General features: G+C 73.4%; 16 protein-coding genes. 11 read left to right on the forward strand and 5 right to left on the reverse strand.

From position 1 onward, the window contains the following. Nucleotides 1–2,121, reverse strand: coding sequence for a glycogen debranching protein GlgX (glgX, locus tag HA073_RS08660; RefSeq protein WP_166456083.1), 2,121 nt, complete (start codon nucleotides 2,119–2,121; stop codon nucleotides 1–3). A gap of 543 nt (nucleotides 2,122–2,664) precedes the next feature. Between glgX and HA073_RS08665 the strand changes: the two genes are divergently transcribed. The 10 genes from HA073_RS08665 to HA073_RS08710 all read left to right on the forward strand — a co-directional run bounded on the left by HA073_RS08665 (nucleotide 2,665) and on the right by HA073_RS08710 (nucleotide 14,915). Next, nucleotides 2,665–2,883 carry a hypothetical protein gene (locus HA073_RS08665; RefSeq protein ID WP_166456084.1) on the forward strand — a complete coding sequence of 73 codons (219 nt, stop codon included), beginning with the start codon at nucleotides 2,665–2,667 and terminating at the stop codon, nucleotides 2,881–2,883. Between the two features lie 94 nt (nucleotides 2,884–2,977). Then, nucleotides 2,978–4,330 (forward strand): glycosyltransferase family 2 protein, encoded by a 1,353-nt coding sequence (locus tag HA073_RS08670; RefSeq protein ID WP_082930928.1) that lies wholly within the window; start codon nucleotides 2,978–2,980, stop codon nucleotides 4,328–4,330. Between the two features lie 18 nt (nucleotides 4,331–4,348). Beyond that, nucleotides 4,349–5,356, forward strand: coding sequence for an ATP-binding cassette domain-containing protein (locus HA073_RS08675; protein WP_166456085.1), 1,008 nt, complete (start codon nucleotides 4,349–4,351; stop codon nucleotides 5,354–5,356). Next, a complete protein-coding gene (locus HA073_RS08680; RefSeq protein WP_069089834.1) occupies nucleotides 5,353–6,147 on the forward strand; it encodes an ABC-2 family transporter protein in 795 nt (264 codons plus the stop codon). Before HA073_RS08675 ends, HA073_RS08680 begins: the two co-directional genes overlap by 4 nt. A gap of 7 nt (nucleotides 6,148–6,154) precedes the next feature. Beyond that, nucleotides 6,155–6,943 (forward strand): ABC transporter permease, encoded by a 789-nt coding sequence (locus HA073_RS08685; protein ID WP_223201086.1) that lies wholly within the window; start codon nucleotides 6,155–6,157, stop codon nucleotides 6,941–6,943. Nucleotide 6,944: 1 nt separating this feature from the next. After that, on the forward strand, nucleotides 6,945–8,528 hold the full coding sequence (locus HA073_RS08690) for a hypothetical protein (RefSeq protein ID WP_166456086.1): 1,584 nt from the start codon (nucleotides 6,945–6,947) through the stop codon (nucleotides 8,526–8,528). Further along, nucleotides 8,521–9,402 (forward strand): TauD/TfdA family dioxygenase, encoded by an 882-nt coding sequence (locus HA073_RS08695; protein ID WP_166456087.1) that lies wholly within the window; start codon nucleotides 8,521–8,523, stop codon nucleotides 9,400–9,402. The genes HA073_RS08690 and HA073_RS08695 overlap by 8 nt, the downstream gene beginning before the upstream one ends. Further along, on the forward strand, nucleotides 9,399–11,303 hold the full coding sequence (locus HA073_RS08700; protein ID WP_166456088.1) for a hypothetical protein: 1,905 nt from the start codon (nucleotides 9,399–9,401) through the stop codon (nucleotides 11,301–11,303). The genes HA073_RS08695 and HA073_RS08700 overlap by 4 nt, the downstream gene beginning before the upstream one ends. Next, complete coding sequence (locus HA073_RS08705; protein WP_166456089.1) at nucleotides 11,300–13,249, forward strand: TOMM precursor leader peptide-binding protein; 1,950 nt, start codon at nucleotides 11,300–11,302, stop codon at nucleotides 13,247–13,249. Before HA073_RS08700 ends, HA073_RS08705 begins: the two co-directional genes overlap by 4 nt. 268 nt (nucleotides 13,250–13,517) lie before the next feature. After that, nucleotides 13,518–14,915: a glycosyltransferase family 4 protein gene (locus HA073_RS08710; protein ID WP_166456090.1), complete on the forward strand. Its 1,398-nt coding sequence runs from the start codon at nucleotides 13,518–13,520 to the stop codon at nucleotides 14,913–14,915. 179 nt (nucleotides 14,916–15,094) lie between these two features. On the opposite strand, the gene HA073_RS08715 is transcribed toward HA073_RS08710, so the two are convergent. The 4 genes from HA073_RS08715 to HA073_RS08730 form a co-directional block, all read right to left on the reverse strand. Beyond that, complete coding sequence (locus HA073_RS08715) at nucleotides 15,095–16,378, reverse strand: citrate synthase (protein ID WP_113973772.1); 1,284 nt, start codon at nucleotides 16,376–16,378, stop codon at nucleotides 15,095–15,097. Between the two features lie 176 nt (nucleotides 16,379–16,554). After that, nucleotides 16,555–18,600: a sulfatase-like hydrolase/transferase gene (locus HA073_RS08720; protein ID WP_166456091.1), complete on the reverse strand. Its 2,046-nt coding sequence runs from the start codon at nucleotides 18,598–18,600 to the stop codon at nucleotides 16,555–16,557. Beyond that, the gene (locus tag HA073_RS08725; protein ID WP_166456092.1) at nucleotides 18,593–20,008 is read right to left on the reverse strand and encodes a methyltransferase domain-containing protein; all 1,416 of its coding nucleotides are present in this window, start codon (nucleotides 20,006–20,008) and stop codon (nucleotides 18,593–18,595) included. The genes HA073_RS08720 and HA073_RS08725 overlap by 8 nt, the downstream gene beginning before the upstream one ends. Next, nucleotides 20,005–20,163, reverse strand: coding sequence for a hypothetical protein (locus HA073_RS08730; RefSeq protein ID WP_166456093.1), 159 nt, complete (start codon nucleotides 20,161–20,163; stop codon nucleotides 20,005–20,007). Before HA073_RS08730 ends, HA073_RS08725 begins: the two co-directional genes overlap by 4 nt. A 179-nt stretch (nucleotides 20,164–20,342) precedes the next feature. Between HA073_RS08730 and HA073_RS08735 the strand changes: the two genes are divergently transcribed. Further along, entirely contained in the window at nucleotides 20,343–20,744 is a 402-nt protein-coding gene (locus HA073_RS08735; RefSeq protein WP_043324537.1) for a VOC family protein, read from the forward strand. Nucleotides 20,745–20,752 lie beyond the last annotated feature (8 nt).

Genomic DNA, 20,752 nt, shown 5'->3' on the forward strand with positions numbered 1-20,752 from the left:
TCAGGCCGTCCTCTCCAGGACCAGCAGCGAGCGGTCCGGCACGCAGACCGTGCCGCCCGCCTCGACCAGTGTCGTCTTCTCCGGGTCGGGTTCCGCGGTGCTGATCACCAGCTCCCACCGGCTGCCGAACTCCTCGCCGGGCAGCGTGAAGTCCAGCGGCGCGTCGTGCGCGTTGAACAGCAGCAGGAACGAGTCGTCCCGGTGGCGCTGGCCGTACTGGCCGCGTTCCCCGATGCCGTCGCCGTTGACGAACAGGGCCACCGAGCGGCCGAAGTCGTTGCCCCAGTCCTCGCCGGTCATCTCCCGGCCGTCGGGGGTGTACCAGGCCAGGTCCGGCAGTCCGGAGCCGGCGGCCCGGCCGCCCACCGGCAGGCCGGTGAAGAACCGGCGGCGGCGGAACACCTGGTGCCGGTTGCGGAAGTCGGTGAGCCGGCGGACGAAGTCCAGCAGCTCGTCGTCGGCCCGGTCCCAGTCCACCCAGGCGATCTCACTGTCCTGGCAGTAGGCGTTGTTGTTGCCGCGCTGGGTGCGGCCCAGCTCGTCGCCGTGGCCGAGCATCGGCACGCCCTGGGACAGCATCAGCGTGGCCAGGAAGTTGCGCCGCTGCCGGGCCCGCAGCGCGCGTACGCCCGGGTCGTCGGTCTCGCCCTCGACGCCGCAGTTCCAGGACCGGTTGTGGCTCTCCCCGTCCCGGTTGTCCTCGCCGTTCGCCTCGTTGTGCTTGTCGTTGTAGGAGACCAGGTCGGTGAGCGTGAACCCGTCGTGGCAGGTGACGAAGTTGATGCTGTGGAACGGGCGGCGGCCGTCGTCCTGGTAGAGGTCGGCGGAGCCGGAGATGCGGGAGGCGAACTCGGCGAGCGTGGCCGGCTCGCCGCGCCAGAAGTCGCGTACGGTGTCGCGGTACTTGCCGTTCCACTCGGTCCACTGCGGCGGGAAGTTGCCGACCTGGTAGCCGCCGGGGCCGACGTCCCACGGCTCGGCGATGAGTTTCACCCGGCCGACCACCGGGTCCTGCTGCACCACCTCGAAGAAGGTGGACAGGCGGTCCACCTCGTAGAACTCGCGGGCCAGCGTGGCCGCCAGGTCGAACCGGAAGCCGTCGACGTGCATCTCGGTCACCCAGTAACGCAGCGAATCCATGATCAGTTGCAGCGAGTGCGGGCTGCGGACGTTGAGGCTGTTGCCGGTGCCGGTGTAGTCGACGAAGTAGCGCCGGTCGTCCTCGGAGAGCCGGTAGTAGCTGGGCGTGTCGATGCCCTTGAAGCTCAGCGACGGCCCGAGGTGGTTGCCCTCGGCGGTGTGGTTGTAGACCACGTCGAGGATGACCTCGATGCCGGCGGCGTGCAGCGCCTTGACCATGCCCCGGAACTCCTGCACCTGCTGGCCCAGGCGGCCCAGCGCGGAGTAGCCGTGGTGCGGGGCGAAGAAGCCGATGGTGTTGTAGCCCCAGTAGTTGCGCAGCCCCAGGTCGGCCAGGCGGTGGTCGTGCACGAACTCGTGCACCGGCATCAGCTCCACCGCCGTGACGCCGAGCCGTTTGAAGTGCTCGATCATCACCGGCGAGGCGATCGCCGCGTACGTGCCGCGCAGCTCCTCCGGGATGCCCGGGTGGCGCATGGTCAGCCCGCGCACGTGCGCCTCGTAGATCACCGAGTGGTGGTACGGGGTGCGCGGCGGCCGGTCGTTGCCCCAGTCGAAGTACGGGTTCACCACGACCGACTTCGGCATGTACGGCGCCGAGTCCTCGGTGTTCATCCGGTCCGGGTCGCCGCCGACCTCGTAGTCGTACACCGACGGGTGCCACATGATCTCCCCGTCGACCGCCTTCGCGTACGGGTCGAGCAGCAGCTTGTGCGGGTTGCAGCGCAGCCCCTCGGCCGGGTTCCACGGCCCGTGCACCCGGTAGCCGTAGCGCTGGCCGGGCTCGACGCCGGGGATGTAGGCGTGCCAGACGTACGCGTCGACCTCGCGCAGCTCCACCCGGCGCTCGGTGCCGATGTCCCACTCGTCGAACAGGCAGAGCTCGATCTTCTCCGCCACCTCGGAGAAGATCGCGAAGTTGGTGCCCATCCCGTCGTAGGTGGCGCCGAGGGGGTAGCTCTCGCCCGGCCAGACCTGCATGTCGCTCCTTCGGCCCATGATCGTGAGCGCAGCGGACAGGGGGCCGCCGATGCGCACGCCGGTGATGCCCAGTCGTACGCCTCGTCAATCCACCCGTTCGGACGGTAACCGAAATCCGCCCTCGTGGGGCCGGATGTCACGTTCGGGCCCGCCTGCGGCGATCGGGGCCACCCGTCCCGGCATTCCATAGCCGGGGTCGGCGAATAAGCAGGTCACTTCACAATAGAGGGTCGCCCGCATTCATTGACACCTTCCCCTACTTAATCTTCTCGTTACATCGTCTTCACGCGATCGGAGAAGGAGGCAATTGATGCGGTGATTCATCGTTCGACCCCACCTGACCTGGGCGTCTCGAATAGTGGATCCCGGAACTACGCCGCGTCACCGCCCGGAATCTTTCCGTTCCCGACCGGCCTTCACCTGCGCGAATTGACGGTTCCGCCTCGCTTTATCTCCCTGTTACATCAGCGCGGTGCGAATCCCGCCAGTACCGGCCTACGCTTCGTTCCACTGTCCACATCGATCCGAAAAGAGGATGAATCGATGGGTGAAAGCAGGAACTTGTCGATCGACCTGTCCGACCTGGACACCACAGCGGTCTCCTGGTCGGGCGCCAGCGACGAGGCGTCGGCAGGGCTGTACGCCATGCCGACGGGCGGCGGGATCACGCTGACCGACCCGTCCGCCATGGGCAAGGGCTCCTGCGGCGGCGCCGCGTGCCAGGGCCGGCCGATCCAGTGGTGCTGCGTCAACTGCCACTGATCATCGCGGAGCCGCCGGCGATCGCCGGCGGCTCCGTCCCATCGTCAGCGCGGCCGGTGGCCCGGCTCGTGGGACAAGCGGAGAGGTACGTCAGATGAGCGTTGAACCCGGTCGAGCCGTCGAGCTGAGCGTGGTGATCCCCACCCACGCGGACGCCCCCTGCCTGGAGCTCACGCTGCGGTCGCTGCGGCGTCAGACGCTGGACCCGGACCGCTTCGAGGTCATCGTCGTCCGCGACGGCGGGGACGGCAGCCAGTACTCCGGCATCGCCGACGCCGGCAAGGGGCTGCGCCTGCACTTCGTCGAACGGCCCGAGCGCGGCGGCCGGGCGGCGGCCCGCAACGAGGCCGCGCGCCGGGCGACCGCGCCGCTGCTGTTGTTCCTCGACGCCGACTCGTACGCCACGCCGGACCTGCTGCGCCGCCACCTCGACCACCACCGCGACCCGTCCGCGCCGGCGGTGCTGATGGGCCGGCGCGACGAGACCGGCATCGAGCACGTGCACGCGGCGCTGGCCGACCAGCCGACCATGCCCGTACCCCGGCTGCGTGGGCGCGGCGGCGGCGACATGCGGTTCGGGACCGAGGAGGGACCGTCCGGCGACGACTGGCTGCTGGCCGGGTGGCTGTTCTGCTTCACCCACAACGCCTCGGTGCGCCGGGACGTGTTCGAGGCGGTCGGCGGCTTCGACGAGGGCTTCGGCCTGCGCTGGGGCCTGGAGGACATGGAGCTGTTCTACCGGGTGCACGCGCACCTCGGCGTACTCAACCGCAACTTCGCCTACGACGACCTGGCCGCCGTCTACCACCTGCCGCACCACCGCAACGTCATCCAGAACTGGAACGACTTCATGGACAACCTCGATCGGGTCGCGCTCAAGTACCCGGTCGTGGAGTGGGAGTTCGCCGGGCCGGTGGACGTGGCCCGCGCGGCCGAGCGGGTGGTGCACTACCGCCGGGCGATGGACGACTGCGTACGCCGCTCCTGGTGCCGGATCGGGCCGGCGGTGCAGCGGCTCGCCGGTCGCCTGCCCGGCGACCGGGTGCTGTGGGTCGGCACCGGCAGCGCCGAGGCCGGGCTGCCCGACGGCGCGCTGACCTACGACTACGGGGCGCCGGCCGGTCCGGCCAACTTCCACCTGGTCGGGATCAGGCCACCGGTCGCCGCGGACAGCCTGGACGCCGTGGTCAGCGTCGACTTCTGGCGGTACCTCTACTGGGAGGACCTGTGCCAGTTCGTCAACGTCGCCGGTGCCCTCGCCGACGAGGTGCACCTGGTCTCCACCGGCGCGGAGCTCTCGGCGCGGTTCGACCCGGACCCGGCGAGCCTGGGCTACCTGGGCCGGGTCATGGGCGCCGCGTTCGAGACCACCCTGACCGAGGTCGACGGCCTCGGCACGGTGCTGCGGCTGCGCCCGCACCACCGTGCCGCCGTCGCGGCCGGCTGACCGGGAACGACACCGCCGATGCCAGTGATCGAGGCCAGTGGCCTGACCAAGCGCTTCCGGATCGCCGACAAGCAGCCGGGCCTGCGCGGCTCGCTGCGCCATCTCGTACGGCCACGGCACGTCGAGCACGTGGCGGTGGACGGCGTCGACCTGTCGATCTCCTCCGGCGAGGCGGTCGCGTACGTCGGGCCCAACGGCGCCGGGAAGTCGACGACGGTCAAGCTGCTCACCGGCATCCTGCACCCCACCGCCGGGCGGGTACGCGTCTGCGGCCTCGACCCGCACCGCGACCGGCACGCCAACGCCCGCAACATCGGCGTGCTGTTCGGTCAGCGCAGCCAGCTCTGGTGGGACCTGCAGGTCCGCGACTCCCTCGCGTTGCTGCGCGACATCCACCGCATTCCCCGGGCCCGGTACGCGGCACGCCTGGATGAGTTCGACGCGCTGCTCGGGCTCGGCCGGCTGCTACCGGTGGTCGCCCGGCAACTCTCGCTCGGCCAGCGGATGCGAGCCGACCTGGCCGCCGCGCTGCTGCACTCACCGCCCGTGGTGTTCCTCGACGAGCCGACCATCGGGCTGGACATCGTCGCCCGGCAGGCCGTCCGGGACTTCCTGCGGGCCCAGCGCGCGGGCGGGACCACGGTGCTGATGACCACGCACGACATCGGTGACATCGAGCAGGTCTGCCGCCGGCTCGTGATCATCGACGGGGGCCGGATCATCTTCGACGGCTCGATCGACGCCGTCCGCCGGCTGGTCGCCGACCAGCGGACCGTGCACCTGACGCTCGGCGCCGACTGGCACGGCGACCTCGACGCCGACCTGCCGGGCGTCCGGCTGGTCCACGACGGGTCGGCACGGCAGATCGCCGTCACGTTCGACCACGGCGCGTACGGCGCGGGCGAGATCGTCTCGGTGGTCGCCCGTCAGGCGCCGGTGGTGGACATCCGGATCGACGAGCCGTCCATTGAGGACGTGGTGCGCCGGGCGTACGCCGGCGAGCTGAGCCCGTCGGTGCCGGCATGAGGGCGTACCTGACGCTGGCCCGGATGTCCTGGTCGACGCTGCTGATCTACCGGGGCGAGTTCCTCCTCCAGCTCACCGGGGTCGTGGTGCAGACAGTGGCGCTGTTCGCGGTCTGGCAGGCGGTCTTCGCCGGCGCGGCCGGCGGCGAGGTGGGCGGGTTGTCCTGGGAGCAGATGAAGGGCTACCTGGTCGTGGCGTTCCTGACCGGGGCGCTGCTGTCGAGCTTCACCGACGCGCAGATCGCCGGCCCGGTGCTGCACGGCACCGTGGCGCTCGACCTGGTCCGGCCGATCGACTACCAGCTCTCGCGTTTCGCGCTGTCACTCGGATACGTCGTCGGTGAGGTGCTGACGGTGGCGGTGATGGCGGCGACGCTGGTGTCGGCGTTCGGCGGCGCCGCGCTGCCCGCCGCCGGGCAGGCCGGGCTGTTCCTGCTCAGCCTGCTGGCGGTGGTGCCGCTGAAGTTCGGCCTGGTCTACCTCGTCGGGCTGCTGTGCTTCTGGACCGGCAACTTCCACGGGCTGAGCCTGTCCCGGGTGGCGGTCACCAACATCCTCTCCGGGGCGCTGGTGCCGATCGCGTTGTTCCCCGGCTGGCTCCAGGTCGTCTGCCAGCTCTCCCCGTTCCCCGGCATCGTCTCCACCCCGGCGCTGATCTACCTGGGGCAGGTACGGGGCGCCGAGGCGGTGACGCTGATCGGCGTACAACTGCTCTGGGTTCTGGTGTTGTGGGGCGCGGCCCGGCTGCTGTGGTCCGCGGGCGTGCGGCGGCTGACCGCGCACGGCGGGTGACCGGCCGATGATGCACGAGGCACGGATCTACCGCCGGCTGCTCGGCGCGCATCTGCGGGCGGTGCTCGAGTACCGCGCCGACGCGCTCCTGACCATCGGGGCGACGGTGCTCGGTCAGCTCGCCGGGCTGGTCTTCGTGGTGATGGTGTTCCGGCAGGTGACCGCGCTCGGCGGGTGGACCCGCTGGGAGGTGCTGTACGTCTGCGCCATGGTGATGCTCGCCGAGGGCGTCGGCTCCCTGCTGTTCGAGGGGACCTGGCATCTCGGCGGCCTGGTCAACCTCGGCCTGCTGGACTACCTGCTGGTCCGGCCCTACCCGGTGGTGCTCCAGGTCACCGGCAACGCGGTCGGGTTCAACGGCCTCGGCAACGTCGGTTTCGGCGCGGCGCTGCTCGGCGCCGCGGCCGTCCACCTCGACCTGGCCTGGACGCCGCTGACGGTGCTCTGGGCGGTGGTGCTGCTCGCCAGCGGAGTCCTGGTCAAGCTGGCGGTCAACCTGGCCACCAACGCTGTCGTCTTCTGGCTGCTGAGCCCGTCCAGCTCGCTCGCGGCGAGCGTGCACACCCTGGGCGACCTGGCCCGCTATCCGCTGACCCTGTACGGCACCGGCCTGCGCTCGCTGCTGACGCTCGTACCCGTCGCGTTCGTCGGCTACTTCCCGACGGCCGCGCTGCTGGACAAGGGCGCCTCGACCACGGCGGGCGCGCTCACCCCGGTCGTCGCGGCGGCCTGCGCGGCCGGGGCGTGGGCGGTCTTCCGGGCCGGGTTGCGCCGGTACGAGAGCGCGGGCAGCTGAGATGGCAGCCACGCGGGCCGGCGTCACCGGCCGGTACCTGGCGGCGGTGCGGGACGACACCGGGCAGCCGACGGCGTACCTGCCGCCGTGCGGCAAGCGGTACCCGGGCGCGACCCGCCGGCCGCTGCGGTGGCCCGGCCCGGGGTCCGTGCCGCTCGGCGACGGCTGCCTCGACCGGCTCAGCGCGATACTGCTCGGGTACGCGCCACGCCGGGCGGAGACGATCACGCTGGCCGGGCTGTCCGCGTTGACCGGCGCCCCGTCGGACACGCCCACGCCGTCGCGGCTGCTGCCCGGCTGGCACACGCTGCGCCGGTCGGTGCCCTCCGGCGGGGCGTTCCACCCCAACGAGATCTACCTCGCCTGGGCCGGCTCCCCCGACCTCGCGGCCGGCGTCTACCACTACGACCCGCCGCACCACTGCCTGGAACTGCTGCGCCCGGGCAGCCCGGCCGCCCGGCTCGACCGGCTCCTCGGGGTCGCGGCGGCGCCCCGGCACGCGCTGCTGCTGACCCACCGGCCGTGGAAGAACACCAGCAAGTACGGGGCGTTCGGCTACCGGCTGGGCATCCTCGACTCCGGTGTCCTGCTGGCCCAGCTGCTCACGTCGCCGGTGGACGCGACACCGCGCCTGGACCTCGATCCGGCGCTCGCCGGTGAGCTGCTCGGACTCGACGCCGAACTGGAGGCCACCTACGCGGCGATCGAGTTCCCCGCGTACGCGGACGTCCCCGGGACACCGCTTGCGTCCGGCGGGCCGCCCCCGGCGACCGGGCTGGACCACGACCGGCTCGGCCACGACGCCGCCCACCCGAGCGCGGTGGCGCTGCACCGGGCAAGGTACGACCGGTACGCCGACGCCGAGCCACCCTCGGCCGACCGTCTTCCGGCCGACGGCGTCCCGGCCCGGCGCCTCCCGGCGGACCGCCTTCCGGTGGGTCCGGCGGCGGGCCGGGCGCTGGACCTGCCGCCGGCCCGGCCGCTCGACCTGGTCGCGGCCGCCGCCCGCCGCGCCTCCGCCGCGAACCTCGCCCCGGGGCTGACCGCCGGGCAGGTCGCCGACATCCTGGCCTGCGCCGCCGGCCGGGCCGGTTCGCCGGCCCTGGCGGCGCTGGCCCGGCAGCCGCTGTACCCGGAGCCCTGGTGCCTCGCCCGGACCGTCGACGGCATCCCGGCGGACGCGTACCGCTACCAGCCGCACCACCACCGGCTGGTGCCGACCGGGCCGCCGGGAGCGGCCGACGACGCGGCGGCGTACCCGCACCGGGTCGACCGCCGGATGGTCACCCGCGGCGCGACCCTCTACCTGGTGCACGCCGGGAGCCGGCCCGTCGACCAGCTCTCCCCGGCCTCGTTCCACCGGCTGCACCTGCTCGCCGGTGTGGCCCTTCACCTGGCCGGGCTCGCCGCCACCGCGACCGGCGCGGCGAGCCGGGCGCTGGGCGGCCTCACCGCCGACGCGGTCGCCGCCCGGCTCGGCCTGCCGGACGGGGCGTCCCCGCTGACACAACTGCTGGTCGGCACGCCCGCGCCACGTCCCGGGGTGCTGGCGGCCCATCTCACCGAAGGGAACCCTCATGGCTGAACAGGACGTTCCGGCGCTCGTCGGCACCCCCACGCCGGACGCGGTGCTCGCGGCAGTCGCCGAGCACGGCGCGGTGCTGCTGCGCGGCGGGTGGCGGCACGAGGACTACGTCGCGCTCGGCGACGCGCTGATGACCGCGTCGCCGTACCAGGGCGGGTTCCACGACGAGCGGGACGTGATCGGCGGTGACCCGACGACGACCACAGTCACCCGGGGAACGCAGGGCATGCCGCTGCACCGGGAGGCGTCGTACGCGCCCGGCGCCCCGGACCTGCTGATGTTCCGGTGCGAGCGGCCCGCCGCCGACGGCGGGGCCACGACGCTGTGCGACGGTCTCGCGCTGCTGGCCGCCCTGCCCGCCACGGTCCGCGCCGCCTGCGAGGAACTGACGCTGCGCTGGGAGAGCGAGCTGCCCACACCGGTGTGGCAGCGGATGTGCGGCACGACCGACCCGGAGGCGGCGGAGCGGATGCTGCGGCAGTGGGAGCCGTACCTGCGGCCGTGGGAGTCGATCCACATCAACGTGGACGAGGACGCGATGACTGTCGGCTTCGGCACCCGGTGCACGCCACCGACCCTCTTCGAAGGTGTGCCGGCGTTCTGCAACTCGCTGTTCATCAGCCGCCCTCAGCCCGGCGAGTACCACGACCGGCGGCTGCGGGTGCGCTCCGGTACCGGCGCGCCGGTGCCCGAGGACCTCGTGGCCACCGCCGCGGACGTCGCCGCGCGGCTGACGGTGGCGGTGCCGTGGCGGTCCGGTGACGTGCTGGTCGTGGACAACTCCCGGTACCTGCACGGCCGGCAGGCGTTCACCGACGCCGGACGCGCGGTCGCGGTGCGGATGGGACACCTGCGGAAGGAGACGGCCGCGTGAGGGTCAAGCTCCGCGACGACCTGATGTACGTGCCGGTCGACGACGGCGTGTACCTGGAGACGGGACTCGCCGGCACGCACCTGGCGGGCGCGTCGGCGTACGGCCTCGTGCAGCGGCTCGCCCCGCATCTGGACGGCACCCGCACGGTGGAGGCGCTGACCGCGGGTCTGCCCCCGGCGCAGCGGCAGCTCGTCACCGACCTGGTCCGGATGCTGGTGCGGCGGGGCATCGCCCGCGACCTCGACAGCGAGCCGCCACACACGTTGCGGGACTGGGAACTCGACACCTACCGGGACTCGATCGCGTTCGCCGAGCACGTCAGCGACGCGCCGCTGAGCCGCTTCGAGGCGTTCCGCGACGGGCGGGTGCTGCTCGTCGGCGCCGGCGCCGGCATGCTCGCGCTCGTCCAGACGCTGTTCGAACTCGGGCTGCGTACGGCCTCGCTGGTCGAGACCACCGAGACCGGCACCGAACGCGACGGCTTCCGGCGGATCGTGCAGCGGCGTCGAGCCGAGGATCCGACGACCGGGCTGACGCTGCTGGACGCGGCCGCCGCCCTCGACACCGACGAAGGGCTCGCCGGCCTGCTGACGGGGTACGACGCGGTGCTGCACTGCGCCGCGCGTCCGATGGCCGGGCGGGCGACGCGGCTGAACCGGGCGGCCCGGGCGATCGGGGTGCCGGTCCTGCACGCGGTGCCCGGCGGCGCGGAGGCGTGGATCGGCCCGACCGGCGGCGGCGTCACCGGCGGCTGCTGGGAGTGCGGCCTGCTCAGCCGGCAGGGCGCCGGGCTCCCCCCGGGTGACGCCGACGAGCCCGACACGACGTCCGAGTGGCTGTCGGCGCCGGTCTGCGGCCTGATCGGCGCGGCGCTCGGGTTCGCGTACCTGCGCCACCGGATGGGAGCGGAGACCACCGCCACGAACCGGATGACCCGCGTGGACCTGGAAACCGCTGTGACCAGCGAGCATCTGCTCGACGTGCACCCCCGCTGCCGCTCCTGCCGGCCCCCGGCCCCGTACGCCGATCTCGCCGCGCACGTCGACGCGATGGCCGCCCGCACGCCGGTGGGCGTCGAGGAGTTCGTCGCCCGGATGCCGTTCCTGGTCGACGCGCGGCTGGGCCCGCTGCTGGCCATCGACACCGGCGCCCACTCGCAGATCTCGGTCAGCTGCGTCGAGGCGACGGTCGTGGACCTGGCCGGCGGCGCACCGCGGCTGCTCACCGCCGTCGGCGCAAGCCGGGAGCAGGCGCTGCTGCGCGCCGCCACGGCGGCACTGGAGACGCTCGCGGCGCGGGCCTGCGCCGGCGACACCGCCACGGTGTGGTGGGACACCGCGCGTGGCGCTGTCGTCGACGCACGGCCGGACGGCGTGGTGATCGCCGGCGGTCACACCTGGGCGGAGGCGCGCGGCCGGGCGATCCTGAAACTGCGACGCGCGGCCGCGACCCCACCCGAGGTCGCCGACGGTGGGCCGCCCGGCGGCTGGCTCGACCGGGCGCGGTGGCCGGAGCCGACCCGCGTCATGGCACACGAGCTGGCCCTCCTCGGCCACGAGCCGCGGGCGTGGCACGACGGATCGAGCACCCCGACCGTGTTCGTCGCCGTCGGCGGCGGATGGGTCGCCCGCAGCTGCGCCACCGACACGGACACCGCCCTGGCGAACGCGATGCAGGCGGCGGTCGCCGTCCTGACCGGACGCCGCCCGGACGGCGCCGAGGTCGGGCCGGACGTGGGCGGCTACGACTGGGACACGGCGCTGCCGCCGCTGCTGCGCGAGCTGGCACGGGACGGACGGTCGCTGCTGGTGCGGCCCGCCGACTCGCTGCCCGGGGCGCAGCGGGTGATGCCGTTCATGATCAGGGCGGCGTGGTCGCCACGAGCGGGGAGCAGCGCATGACCGACGTCACGACCACACCGGCCGTCCCCGCCCCGTCCGACGTGGCGCCGCGTCCCGGCCTGCGGATCCTCGGCGTCGGCGCCCTGCGCCGGGCGGTGGAACAGGCGCTGGGCGCCGCCCCGGTCACCGACGTCGACGTCTTCGTCGTCGACGGGCCACCGGAGGACGTCGACGTGGCCGCCCGGGCTGCCGCCGACGCCGGCCGGTCCTTCCTGCCGGTGTACACCACGCCGCGCGGCGTACGGATCGGACCGTTCGTCACACCCGGCCGGCCGGGCTGCCACCACTGCCTCCAGGTGCGGCAACGCCGGGCGCGGACCACCGGGACACCGCACCGGTCCGCGCTGTGGCAGGGGCTCTACGACGGCACCGTGCAGCCCGCCCGGCCCGTCCTCGGCCCGCCGGTACGCGCCGCGGTCGCCGCGCTCGTGGCCGACGAGCTGCGCCGGGTCGCGCAGGGCGGCGACGGCCGGTGCGCGGAAGCGGTGCTGGAGGTCGCCACGGCCTCGATGGCCGTCAAGCGGCACCGGTTCGTCCCCGAACCCGGGTGCCCGGTGTGCGGCCCGTTGCCGGACGACGGCCCGGCCGCCGGCACCTTCACGCTGACGTCCCGGCCGAAGCGGGCACCGGACGACTACCGGGCCCGCAGCCTTCCCGACGAGCACCTAGCCCTGCTGGCGGCGCTGCACGACGAGGAGACCGGGCTGCTGTCGTCGATCACCGTCCACCACAACCATCCGATGGTCCTCGCCGGCGCGATCGGTGGCCCGTTGTGCTGTGGTGAACTGGCCGGCTACGGCCGGACCTTCACCTACCCGGCGAGCGTGGCCGTCGCCGTCGCCGAGGCGCTGGAACGGCTCGGCGGCAACGTGCCACGCGCCCGCCGTACCGTCACCCGCGCCTCGTTCCGCGAGCTCGGACCGCGGCGGGCCGTCGAGCCGACGGAGTTCGGGCTGCCGCCCGCGCCGCCCGACGACCACGCGGTCGCGTACGACCCGGACCAGCCCGTGGAATGGGTGTACGCGTACTCGTTCCGGCGCGACGGCCCGGTGCTGGTGCCGGAGACCTTCGCCTACTACGGCTCGCACGGCACGGGTTTCGGTCCGGAGTGCTCAAACGGCTGCGCGCTGGGCGCGAACCTCGAAGAGGCGATCCTGCACGGCATCTTCGAGGTCGCCGAACGGGACGCCTTCCTGTCCACCTGGTACGCCCGGCTACCGGTGCCGCGCGTCGACCCGATGACCTCCGCCGACCCGATGACCCGCGTGCTCGTCGACTGGATCCAGCGCACCACCGGCAGCCGCCTGGACGTCTTCGACATCACCATGCCCGAAGGCGTCCCGGCGGTCTGGCTGATGCTCGTCGACGACGAGGTGCGGCCGGGACGTCCCCGGGCGTTCTGCGGCGCCGGGGCGCACCTGGACCCGGAGCGCGCCCTGTGGTCCGCGCTGGTGGAGCTCGCCAGCGTCGCCGAGGCCACCCGGGAGATGGTCGCCCAGGACACCACCGCCCCCGGCCTGGTCGCCGACTCCGACCTGGTCCGGACCATGGAGGACCACCTGCTGGCGGCGGCCGACCCGGACGCCTGGCCGCGCTTCGCGTTCCTGTACGAGCGCGACGAGATCCGGTCCATGGCGGAGGCGTTCCCACCGGCGGCGCGCTACCGCCCGGCCACGGACCTGCTCGACGACCTGCGGCACGTGACCGGACGCTACCTCGACGAGGGCCTGGACGTGGTGGTCGTCGACCAGACCGCCCGCGAGCAGGAGGCCGTCGGCCTCACCAGCGTGAAGGTGCTGATCCCGGGGCTGCTGCCGATGACGTTCGGTCACCGCAACCGGCGCGTCGACCTGCCCCGGCTGCGCGAGCTGCCGGTCCGGCTCGGACACCGGGCCGAACCGCTCGCCCCGGAGGAGATCAACCCGTATCCGCACCCGTTCCCGTGACCGTCCCATGTGCGCGGAGGCGTCGGAGAGTGATGAGGATCGCTCACCGCGCGCGAGAGGATCCGGCACAGTAGGTTGGCAGGGTGACTGGACGGTTCCGGTTGCCGATCGACGTCAGCACCCTCCCGGTGGCCCGCGATCGGTATCCGGCCAGGCCGTCGTCGGCGAGCTGGTGCCGGCGCCCGGCCGGCCGTCCGGTCGCTCCTGACCACCGCTCGACGCCGCCACCGCTGCCGGCGTGCCTCACCCTGCATGGACGGAGATCGACGTGACCACTCTGCGGGTCGGCGCGCAGCCCGCCACCGCGACGGACCGGCTCCACCGGCCCACTCTCACCTCCCGCCCGGCCCCGCCGTCGCCGGCCGGGGCCGGGCCCCGGACCCGGCGCATCCTGATGCTGTCGTGGGAGTACCCGCCGGTGCTCGTCGGCGGGCTCGGCCGCCACGTCCACGCGCTGTCCGTGGCGCTGGCCGCCGCCGGGCACGAGGTCACGGTCGTCACCCGCCACGCCGAGGGCGCTCCCCTGGAGGAGTACGCCGACGGCGTCCGTGTCGTCCGCGCCGCCGAGGACCCGGTCACCTTCCCCCTGGCCACCGGGTCACTGCTGGCCTGGACGATGGCGTTCAACCACACGCTGACGCGGGCCGCGCTGCGCGCCGCCTCCTCCGGCGCCTACGACGTGATCCACGCCCACGACTGGCTCGTCGCGCACACCGCGATGACGCTGCGCGAGCACCTGGACGCGCCGCTCGTGACCACCATCCACGCCACCGAGGCGGGCCGGCACCAGGGCTGGCTGCCGGAGGAGATGAACCGCACCATCCACGGCGTCGAGCACTGGCTCGCCGGCGAGTCCGGGCGCGTGATCGTGTGCTCCGGCTACATGCGCGACGAGGTGGGCGCGCTGTTCGGCGTGGACGCCGCCCGCGTCGACGTGGTGCCCAACGGCGTCGAGCCGCACCGCTGGCGGGTGCCCGCGTCGGCGGTCGCCGCCGCCCGGGCGCGGTTCGCCGCCGACGGCCCGCTGGTCACGTTCGCCGGTCGCCTGGTGTACGAGAAGGGCGTACAGCACCTGCTGGCCGGGCTGCCCCGGCTGCGCGACCGGCACCCCGGCCTACGCGCGGTGATCGTCGGCGACGGGCCGTACCGGGCGGACCTGGAGGCCGAGGTGCACCGCCTCGGGCTGGGCGGCACCGTCAGCATGCCCGGGTTCCTCGGCGGCGCCGACCTGCCCGCGGTGATGGCCGCCTCGGACTGTTTCGCGGTGCCCAGCATCTACGAGCCGTTCGGCATGGTGGCGCTGGAGGGGGCCGCCGCGGGCGCGCCGCTGGCGGTGGCCCGTACCGGCGGCCTGGCCGAGATCGTCGAGCCGGGCGTCACCGGGATGACGTTCGCCCCGCACGACCCGGACGGGCTCGTCGAGGCGGTGCACGCGCTGCTGTCGGACCGAGAGCGGGCCCGCGTGCTCGCCCGGCGGGCCCGCGCCATGGTCCACGAGCGGTACGGCTGGGCGGCCATCGCGTCCCGCACGGCTGCCGCGTACGCCGCCGCGATCGCCGGCGACCCGTCGTTCACCGCCGCCCGCGCCCAGCACCGCATGACACACGGCCGGCCCACGCCGCGCGTCCCCGAGGGCAACCTCCTCACCGCCGCCGGCCTGCGGTAAAGGAAGGGCCCCCTATTAACGCCTCGGGTAGAGGAAGGGCCCCTTGTTAACGCCCCTCCCCCCGGTGCACAGGACGAAGGCCGCCGACCCTGCTCGGGTCGGCGGCCTTCGTCGTCCGCGTGTTAAAAGGGGGCCCCTCCTCTACCGGAGGCGTTAAGAAGGGGCCCTTCCTTACACGCTCAGCGCTTGTCGGCGGGGACGTACTCCCGCTCGGTGGCGCCGGTGTAGATCTGCCGCGGGCGACCGATCTTGGTCTCCGGGTCGTTGATCATCTCGCGCCACTGCGCGATCCAGCCGGGCAGGCGGCCCAGCGCGAACAGCACCGTGAACATCTTCGTCGGGAAGCCCATGGCCTTGTAGATCAGGCCGGTGTAGAAGTCCACGTTCGGGTAGAGCCGGCGGGACACGAAGAAGTCGTCGGCGAGCGCGATCTCCTCCAGCTGCACCGCGAGATCGAGCAGCGGGTCCGGCTTGGACATCCGGCCGAGCACGTCCTGGGCGGCCTTCTTCACGATGGCGGCACGCGGGTCGTAGTTCTTGTAGACCCGGTGCCCGAAGCCCATCAGCTTCACGCCGTCCTGCTTGTCCTTCACCTTCTGCACGAAGGAGCGGACGTCGCCGCCGTCGGCCTGGATCTTCTGGAGCATCTCCAGCACGGCCTGGTTGGCGCCGCCGTGCAGCGGGCCGAACAGCGCGTTCACGCCGGCCGAGACCGAGGCGAACAGGTTGGCGTTGCTGGAGCCGACCAGCCGCACGGTGGAGGTGGAGCAGTTCTGCTCGTGGTCGGCGTGCAGGATGAACAGCATGTCCAGCACCCGGGCCACCACCGGGTCGACCTCGTACGGCTCGGCCGGCACGCCGAACGTCATCCGCAGGAAGTTCTCGACGTAGCCGAGCGAGTTGTCCGGGTACAGCAGCGGCTGCCCGATCGACTTCTTGTACGCGTACGAGGCGATGGTCGGGACCTTCGCCATCAGCCGCACCGTGGACATCTCCACGTGCTCGGAGTCGAACGGGTCCAGGCTGTCCTGGTAGAAGGTGGAGATGGCGCTGACGGCCGAGGAGAGCACGGCCATCGGGTGCGCGTCACGGGGGAAGCCGTCGAAGAACCGGCGCATCTCCTCGTGCAGCAGCGAGTGCCGCCGGATCCGCTCGCTGAACTCGGTGAGCTGCGCCTGGGTCGGCAGCTCGCCGTAGATCAGCAGGTAGGAGACCTCCAGGAAGGAGGACTTCTCGGCCAACTGGTCGATCGGGTAACCCCGGTACCGCAGGATGCCGGCATCACCGTCGATGTAGGTGATGGCGGACGAGCAGGACGCGGTGTTCACGAAACCGGGGTCGTACGTGGTCATCCCGGTTTCCTTGAGCAGCTTGCTCACCCCGATCCCGGCGGGGCCCTCAACCGCGGACTGCACCGGCATCGACAGCTGCCCACCGGGGTGGTCGAGCTTGACTTCCGTCATCTGTTCCTCGCTTCGCCGGCAAGATCTTCGTTGAATTGCCTTCGCTTCTACCGTAATCACGGCGCGGAGAACACCGCTCGTCATGGTTTCGGGGTGAGGTGTGCGTCACCTGTTTCCCGGCCAGGCCGTCCGGAAACCGGTTGGGAGCGCGACCATGGGCGCCGGCCGGGGGCCCGTCACGACAGCGTGAGCCGCCGCAGCGCCCCGTCGTCGCCGACCCGGTAGAGGTCGAGCCGGTTGGCGCCGGCGGCGAAGAGCCGGTCGTCGGGGAGGAACGCCGCGAACCGCCGGCCACCGGCGTCCGGGGGCACTACCGGCGCCACCGCCCCGACCGTGCCGTTCACCGCGACGGCGAGCCGTGTCCCGTCGGGCACGTCGTCCGGGACCGTCCCCCAGACCAGCGCCGGCAGGCCGCCGCGCGCCGGGTCGACCGCGTCGAACGCGTCCCGGTTCGCCACCGTGGCGGACCCGCCCACCGGCACGTTCCCGACCCGGGTCCCGACGAGCGGATCAGCGGCCGGCGGCGGGAGCGGGGCGGGCACCCCGCCGGTGATCGTCACCGGCTGGCCGGGGCGGTCGTAGAAGCGTTTGTCGGCTCGCTCGCGCGGAGCCGCCTTGGCCGACCGGCCGTCCATCTGCCAGGGCACCCGCATGTGGGTCTCGTCGGCGATCGTGGGCAGCAGGTCCACGTGCTCCCAGTTGCGGTCGTCCACCCGGCCGGCGCGCTGGCCGGGTTCCTTGACGAACATCGGCACCCAGGCCACCTCGTTGGCGGCGTGCTCGATGGCGTCCATCCCCCGCCCCTGCCAGTCCCGCCGGAAGCTCACCCCGTGGTCGGCGGTGACCACCACCAGCGCCTTGTCGTAGAGACCGGTGGCGCGCAGCGTCCGCAGCGTCTCGCCGATCAGCCGGTCGGTGTAGCCGAGCTGGGCCAGGTGCCGGGCGCGGGCCAGGTCGACCCAGCCGGTCCCGTCGTTGGGCAGGTCCTCCGGTGCGGCGTAGTGCGCCCCGGACGGCAGGTACGCCCACGGCGAGTGCGGCATCAGCAGGTGCAGGAAGTGCAGCGTGGGCCGGGGGTCGGGGCGCAGCCCGGCCAGGAACGAGGTGAACCGGGCCGGCTGGTTGTCGTCGAGGGTGTCCCAGCGGAACTTGGGGTCGTCCGGCACCGGCTCGGCGGCGTCCAGCCCGGCCTCGGCGGCGGTCCGCTCGCGGTAGGAGTCCTCCGGGTCGACGCGGCTGTCCACCGGCGCGGCGATCCGGCCCATCAGCTTGCCGCTCTCCCGGACCAGCACCCCGAGCCCCTGCTCCGGCGTGGTGGCCTGCTCGCAGCGGCTGGGCGGGCAGAGCCGGGTGATGCTCTCCTCGGCCTTGATCCGGTAGAGGCCCCCGAGCGCGGTGAACAGGTTGTCCGGGTACTGCGAGTAGTGCGGCGCCGCGCCCTGCTCCGGGTAGCGCCCGGTGAGCATCGCCGGCAGCGCGTAGGGCGTCCAGCCGCTGACGCCGGTCGCGTTGGGGTACCACGTCGACCCGGCCGCGAGCGCGGCGAAGTTCGGGTAGCGTTCGGCGTCGATGCGTCCGTCCGGGCCGAGCAGGGACACCAGCGGCAGCTCGTCCAGCACGATCATGACCACCGGCGGATGCGCGCCCGCGCCGGCGATCCCGGCCGCGCCGCCCTCGCCGCGCGGCAGCACCACCGCCGAGGCGGGCGAGGCGAACAGGAACAACCCGACGAACACCAGCGGCCCGGCGGCGGCCACCCGCAGCACCCGCCGGGGCGCCCGCCACCGCCGGTGCGCGGCCGCCCCGGCGGCTCCGGCCACACCGGCGGCGACGAGCAGGGGTACGCCCCGAAGCGGCGTGACGTGCCGGCCGACCTGGACCGCCAGCGCGGCGAGCAGCAGGCCAACGAAGGTGGCGTGCACGGCGGCCCGGATAAGGCGTCCGGCGGGCACTGCCAGCGCGCCGAGCAGCGCGAACGGTACCGTCGGCGCGAGCGCGATCAGGGCGACCAGAAGCAGCACGTCGCCCCGGGACGCGCGGTGGAACAGGAAGAAGTCGGGGCTGCGGCCGAGCACGTCGAGCAGCGGCTGGGTCACCACCAGCCCGACCAGCGCCGTCACCTCCGCCAGCCGCGCAAGCTCGGACCGCCACCAGGGCGGGCGTTCCCGCCGGTCCGGGCCGGCCGTGTGGTCCCGGGGTGGCGCGAGGGTGCGCTCAGCCACCCACCACCACCTGGTAGAGCGTCCGGGTGCCGGACGGCAGCTCGGTGCGGGCGACCACCCGGCCCCGGCGGGCCAGCAGCGCCTCGAAGGCGTCGCGCCGGTAGTGCGGGAACAGGCCGTCGGGCTTGTTGGCGAGCAGGCGGCGGGCCATCGGATCGTCCGGGTGGACGAACTCCACCACCAGGCTGCCGCCGGTGGCGGTGAGCGCGGTGAGCTGGTCCAGCACCCCGGGCAGCGGCACGTTGCGCCCGATCGCCAGGTGGTGCACGACGGCCAGGGCGAGCACCACGTCGGCGCGGGCCCGGTCGGCGAACGCGGCCCGCTCGACGCCGCGCCAGCCGCCGCCGGGCGACGGGTCGGCCAGGTCCATCACCAGCGGCAGGATCCGCGTCTCGCCCTCGTCGCGCAGCGCGCGGTAGAGCGTGTCGACCACCGCCGGGTCCTGCTCGACCGCGACGACGTGCGCGGCGTGCCGGGCGGCGATGCGGGCGTACCGGCCGTCGTTGGCGCCCAGGTCCAGCGCCGAGCCTCCACCGACGGCGGCCACCGCCCGGTCGACGAACTCCTCCTTGGCCTGCCGGTCCGGCACCGAGTACGCGCAGGTGCGCTGGTAGTCCGCCCAGTGGCTGTCGCCCGGCCGGTGGTCGAGGCGGCGGACCAGCTTCGTCAGCCCGCGTACCGTGGCCAGCGCCAGCTCGCGGGAGAATCCGGCGGCGCGCAACTGGGCGCGGACGTCGGTGGTGCTCGCGGCGGAGTTGCGGGCCTGCATCGCGCCGTGCAGGTGCACGTGGGTGGGCACGCCGGCCCGCCAGCGCCGGGCGCCGCCGAACAGCCGGCGCATCTGGTCCGGCTCGACGCCGTCGACGCGGGCCCGCAGGAACGGCTGGAAGTCCAGCCCGAGGTGGGCCTGGATCAGCAGCGGGTAGAGCAGCGTCTGGCAGAACTGCCGGTAGCCGGCCCAGGGCTCGCCGTCGCGCAGCGCCTCGAACGAGCCGACGTCGATGAAGACGGGTCGCGCGCCGCGCCACTGCACGTTGTACGCCGAGCCGTCCTTGGTGGTGAAGCCGGCCTCCAGGGCGGCGCGCAGCACGTCGAGGTGCAGCAACGCGGCGTCGCGCAGCATCGCGTACGACCACTCGTAGGGGTGCGAGACGAACGGGATCCGCTCGTGCCGCAGCACCGCCGCCCACTGCGTGTCGACGGGGGTCGGGGTCAGCTCCTCGGTGGCGACGATCTGCCCCCGCTCGGCCGCGCGGCGGAAGAAGTCGGTGACGGACAGCGCACGCCAGTCCCGGGCGGAGCGCTCGTCGAGCCCGCGCAGCACCTCCTCGCCCCGGTGGAACACCCGGTTGCCGGGGTCGCGGAAGGAGCCGGGCTCGACGCGGACGCCGGTGTCGGGGACCGTCACGCCGTGGGGCCCTGGTCGCTGGGCTGACGGCGGAACCGGGACACCAGGCGGCGCCAGTAGAGCTTGGCGGCCACGGCCACTCCGGCCACGCCGCCGACCACCGCCTGCACGATGAGACTGCCCGATCCCGCGTCCAGGTAGGCCAGGTGGGTCACGGCTGCTTCCTTCCGTCGCCGGTCGTCAGTGCGCGCCCGGAATGCGAGCTTTCATGCTTCGCGCCGGACTTGTCCCCCACCGTAACGCCTCGGGCGTCGCACGCGGGGCCACACCGGCCACTCGTCCCCCGTCCGATCCGTTCAAGACGGGCCGGACCGGTCGCGCCTACCGTGACGCCATGACACCGCAGTTCGATCTGGTCGGGGCCGTGGTCACCGACATGGCCCGCACACTCGACTTCTACCGGCGGCTGGGGCTGCCGATCCCGGCCGGCGCCGAGACGGAAGGGCACGTGGAGGTCACCCTGCCGAACGGCGTACGGCTGGCCTGGGACACGGTCGAGGTGATCCGCAGCTTCCACCCCGACTTCGACCCGTCCGGCGGCAACAACCGGATGAGCCTGGCCTTCCGGTGCGCCGACCCGGCCGAGGTGGACCGCTGGTACGCCGAGCTGACCGCCGCCGGCCACCACGGGGAGCTGCCCCCGTGGGACGCGTTCTGGGGCCAGCGGTACGCGGTCCTGCACGACCCGGACGGCAACGGCGTGGACCTGTTCGCCCCGCTGCCGGCGGGTGACTGAAAGGCGGC

It is taken from the genome of Micromonospora sp. CMU55-4 (genome assembly GCF_011602315.1).
In the GTDB taxonomy this organism is placed as follows: domain Bacteria; phylum Actinomycetota; class Actinomycetes; order Mycobacteriales; family Micromonosporaceae; genus Micromonospora; species Micromonospora chalcea.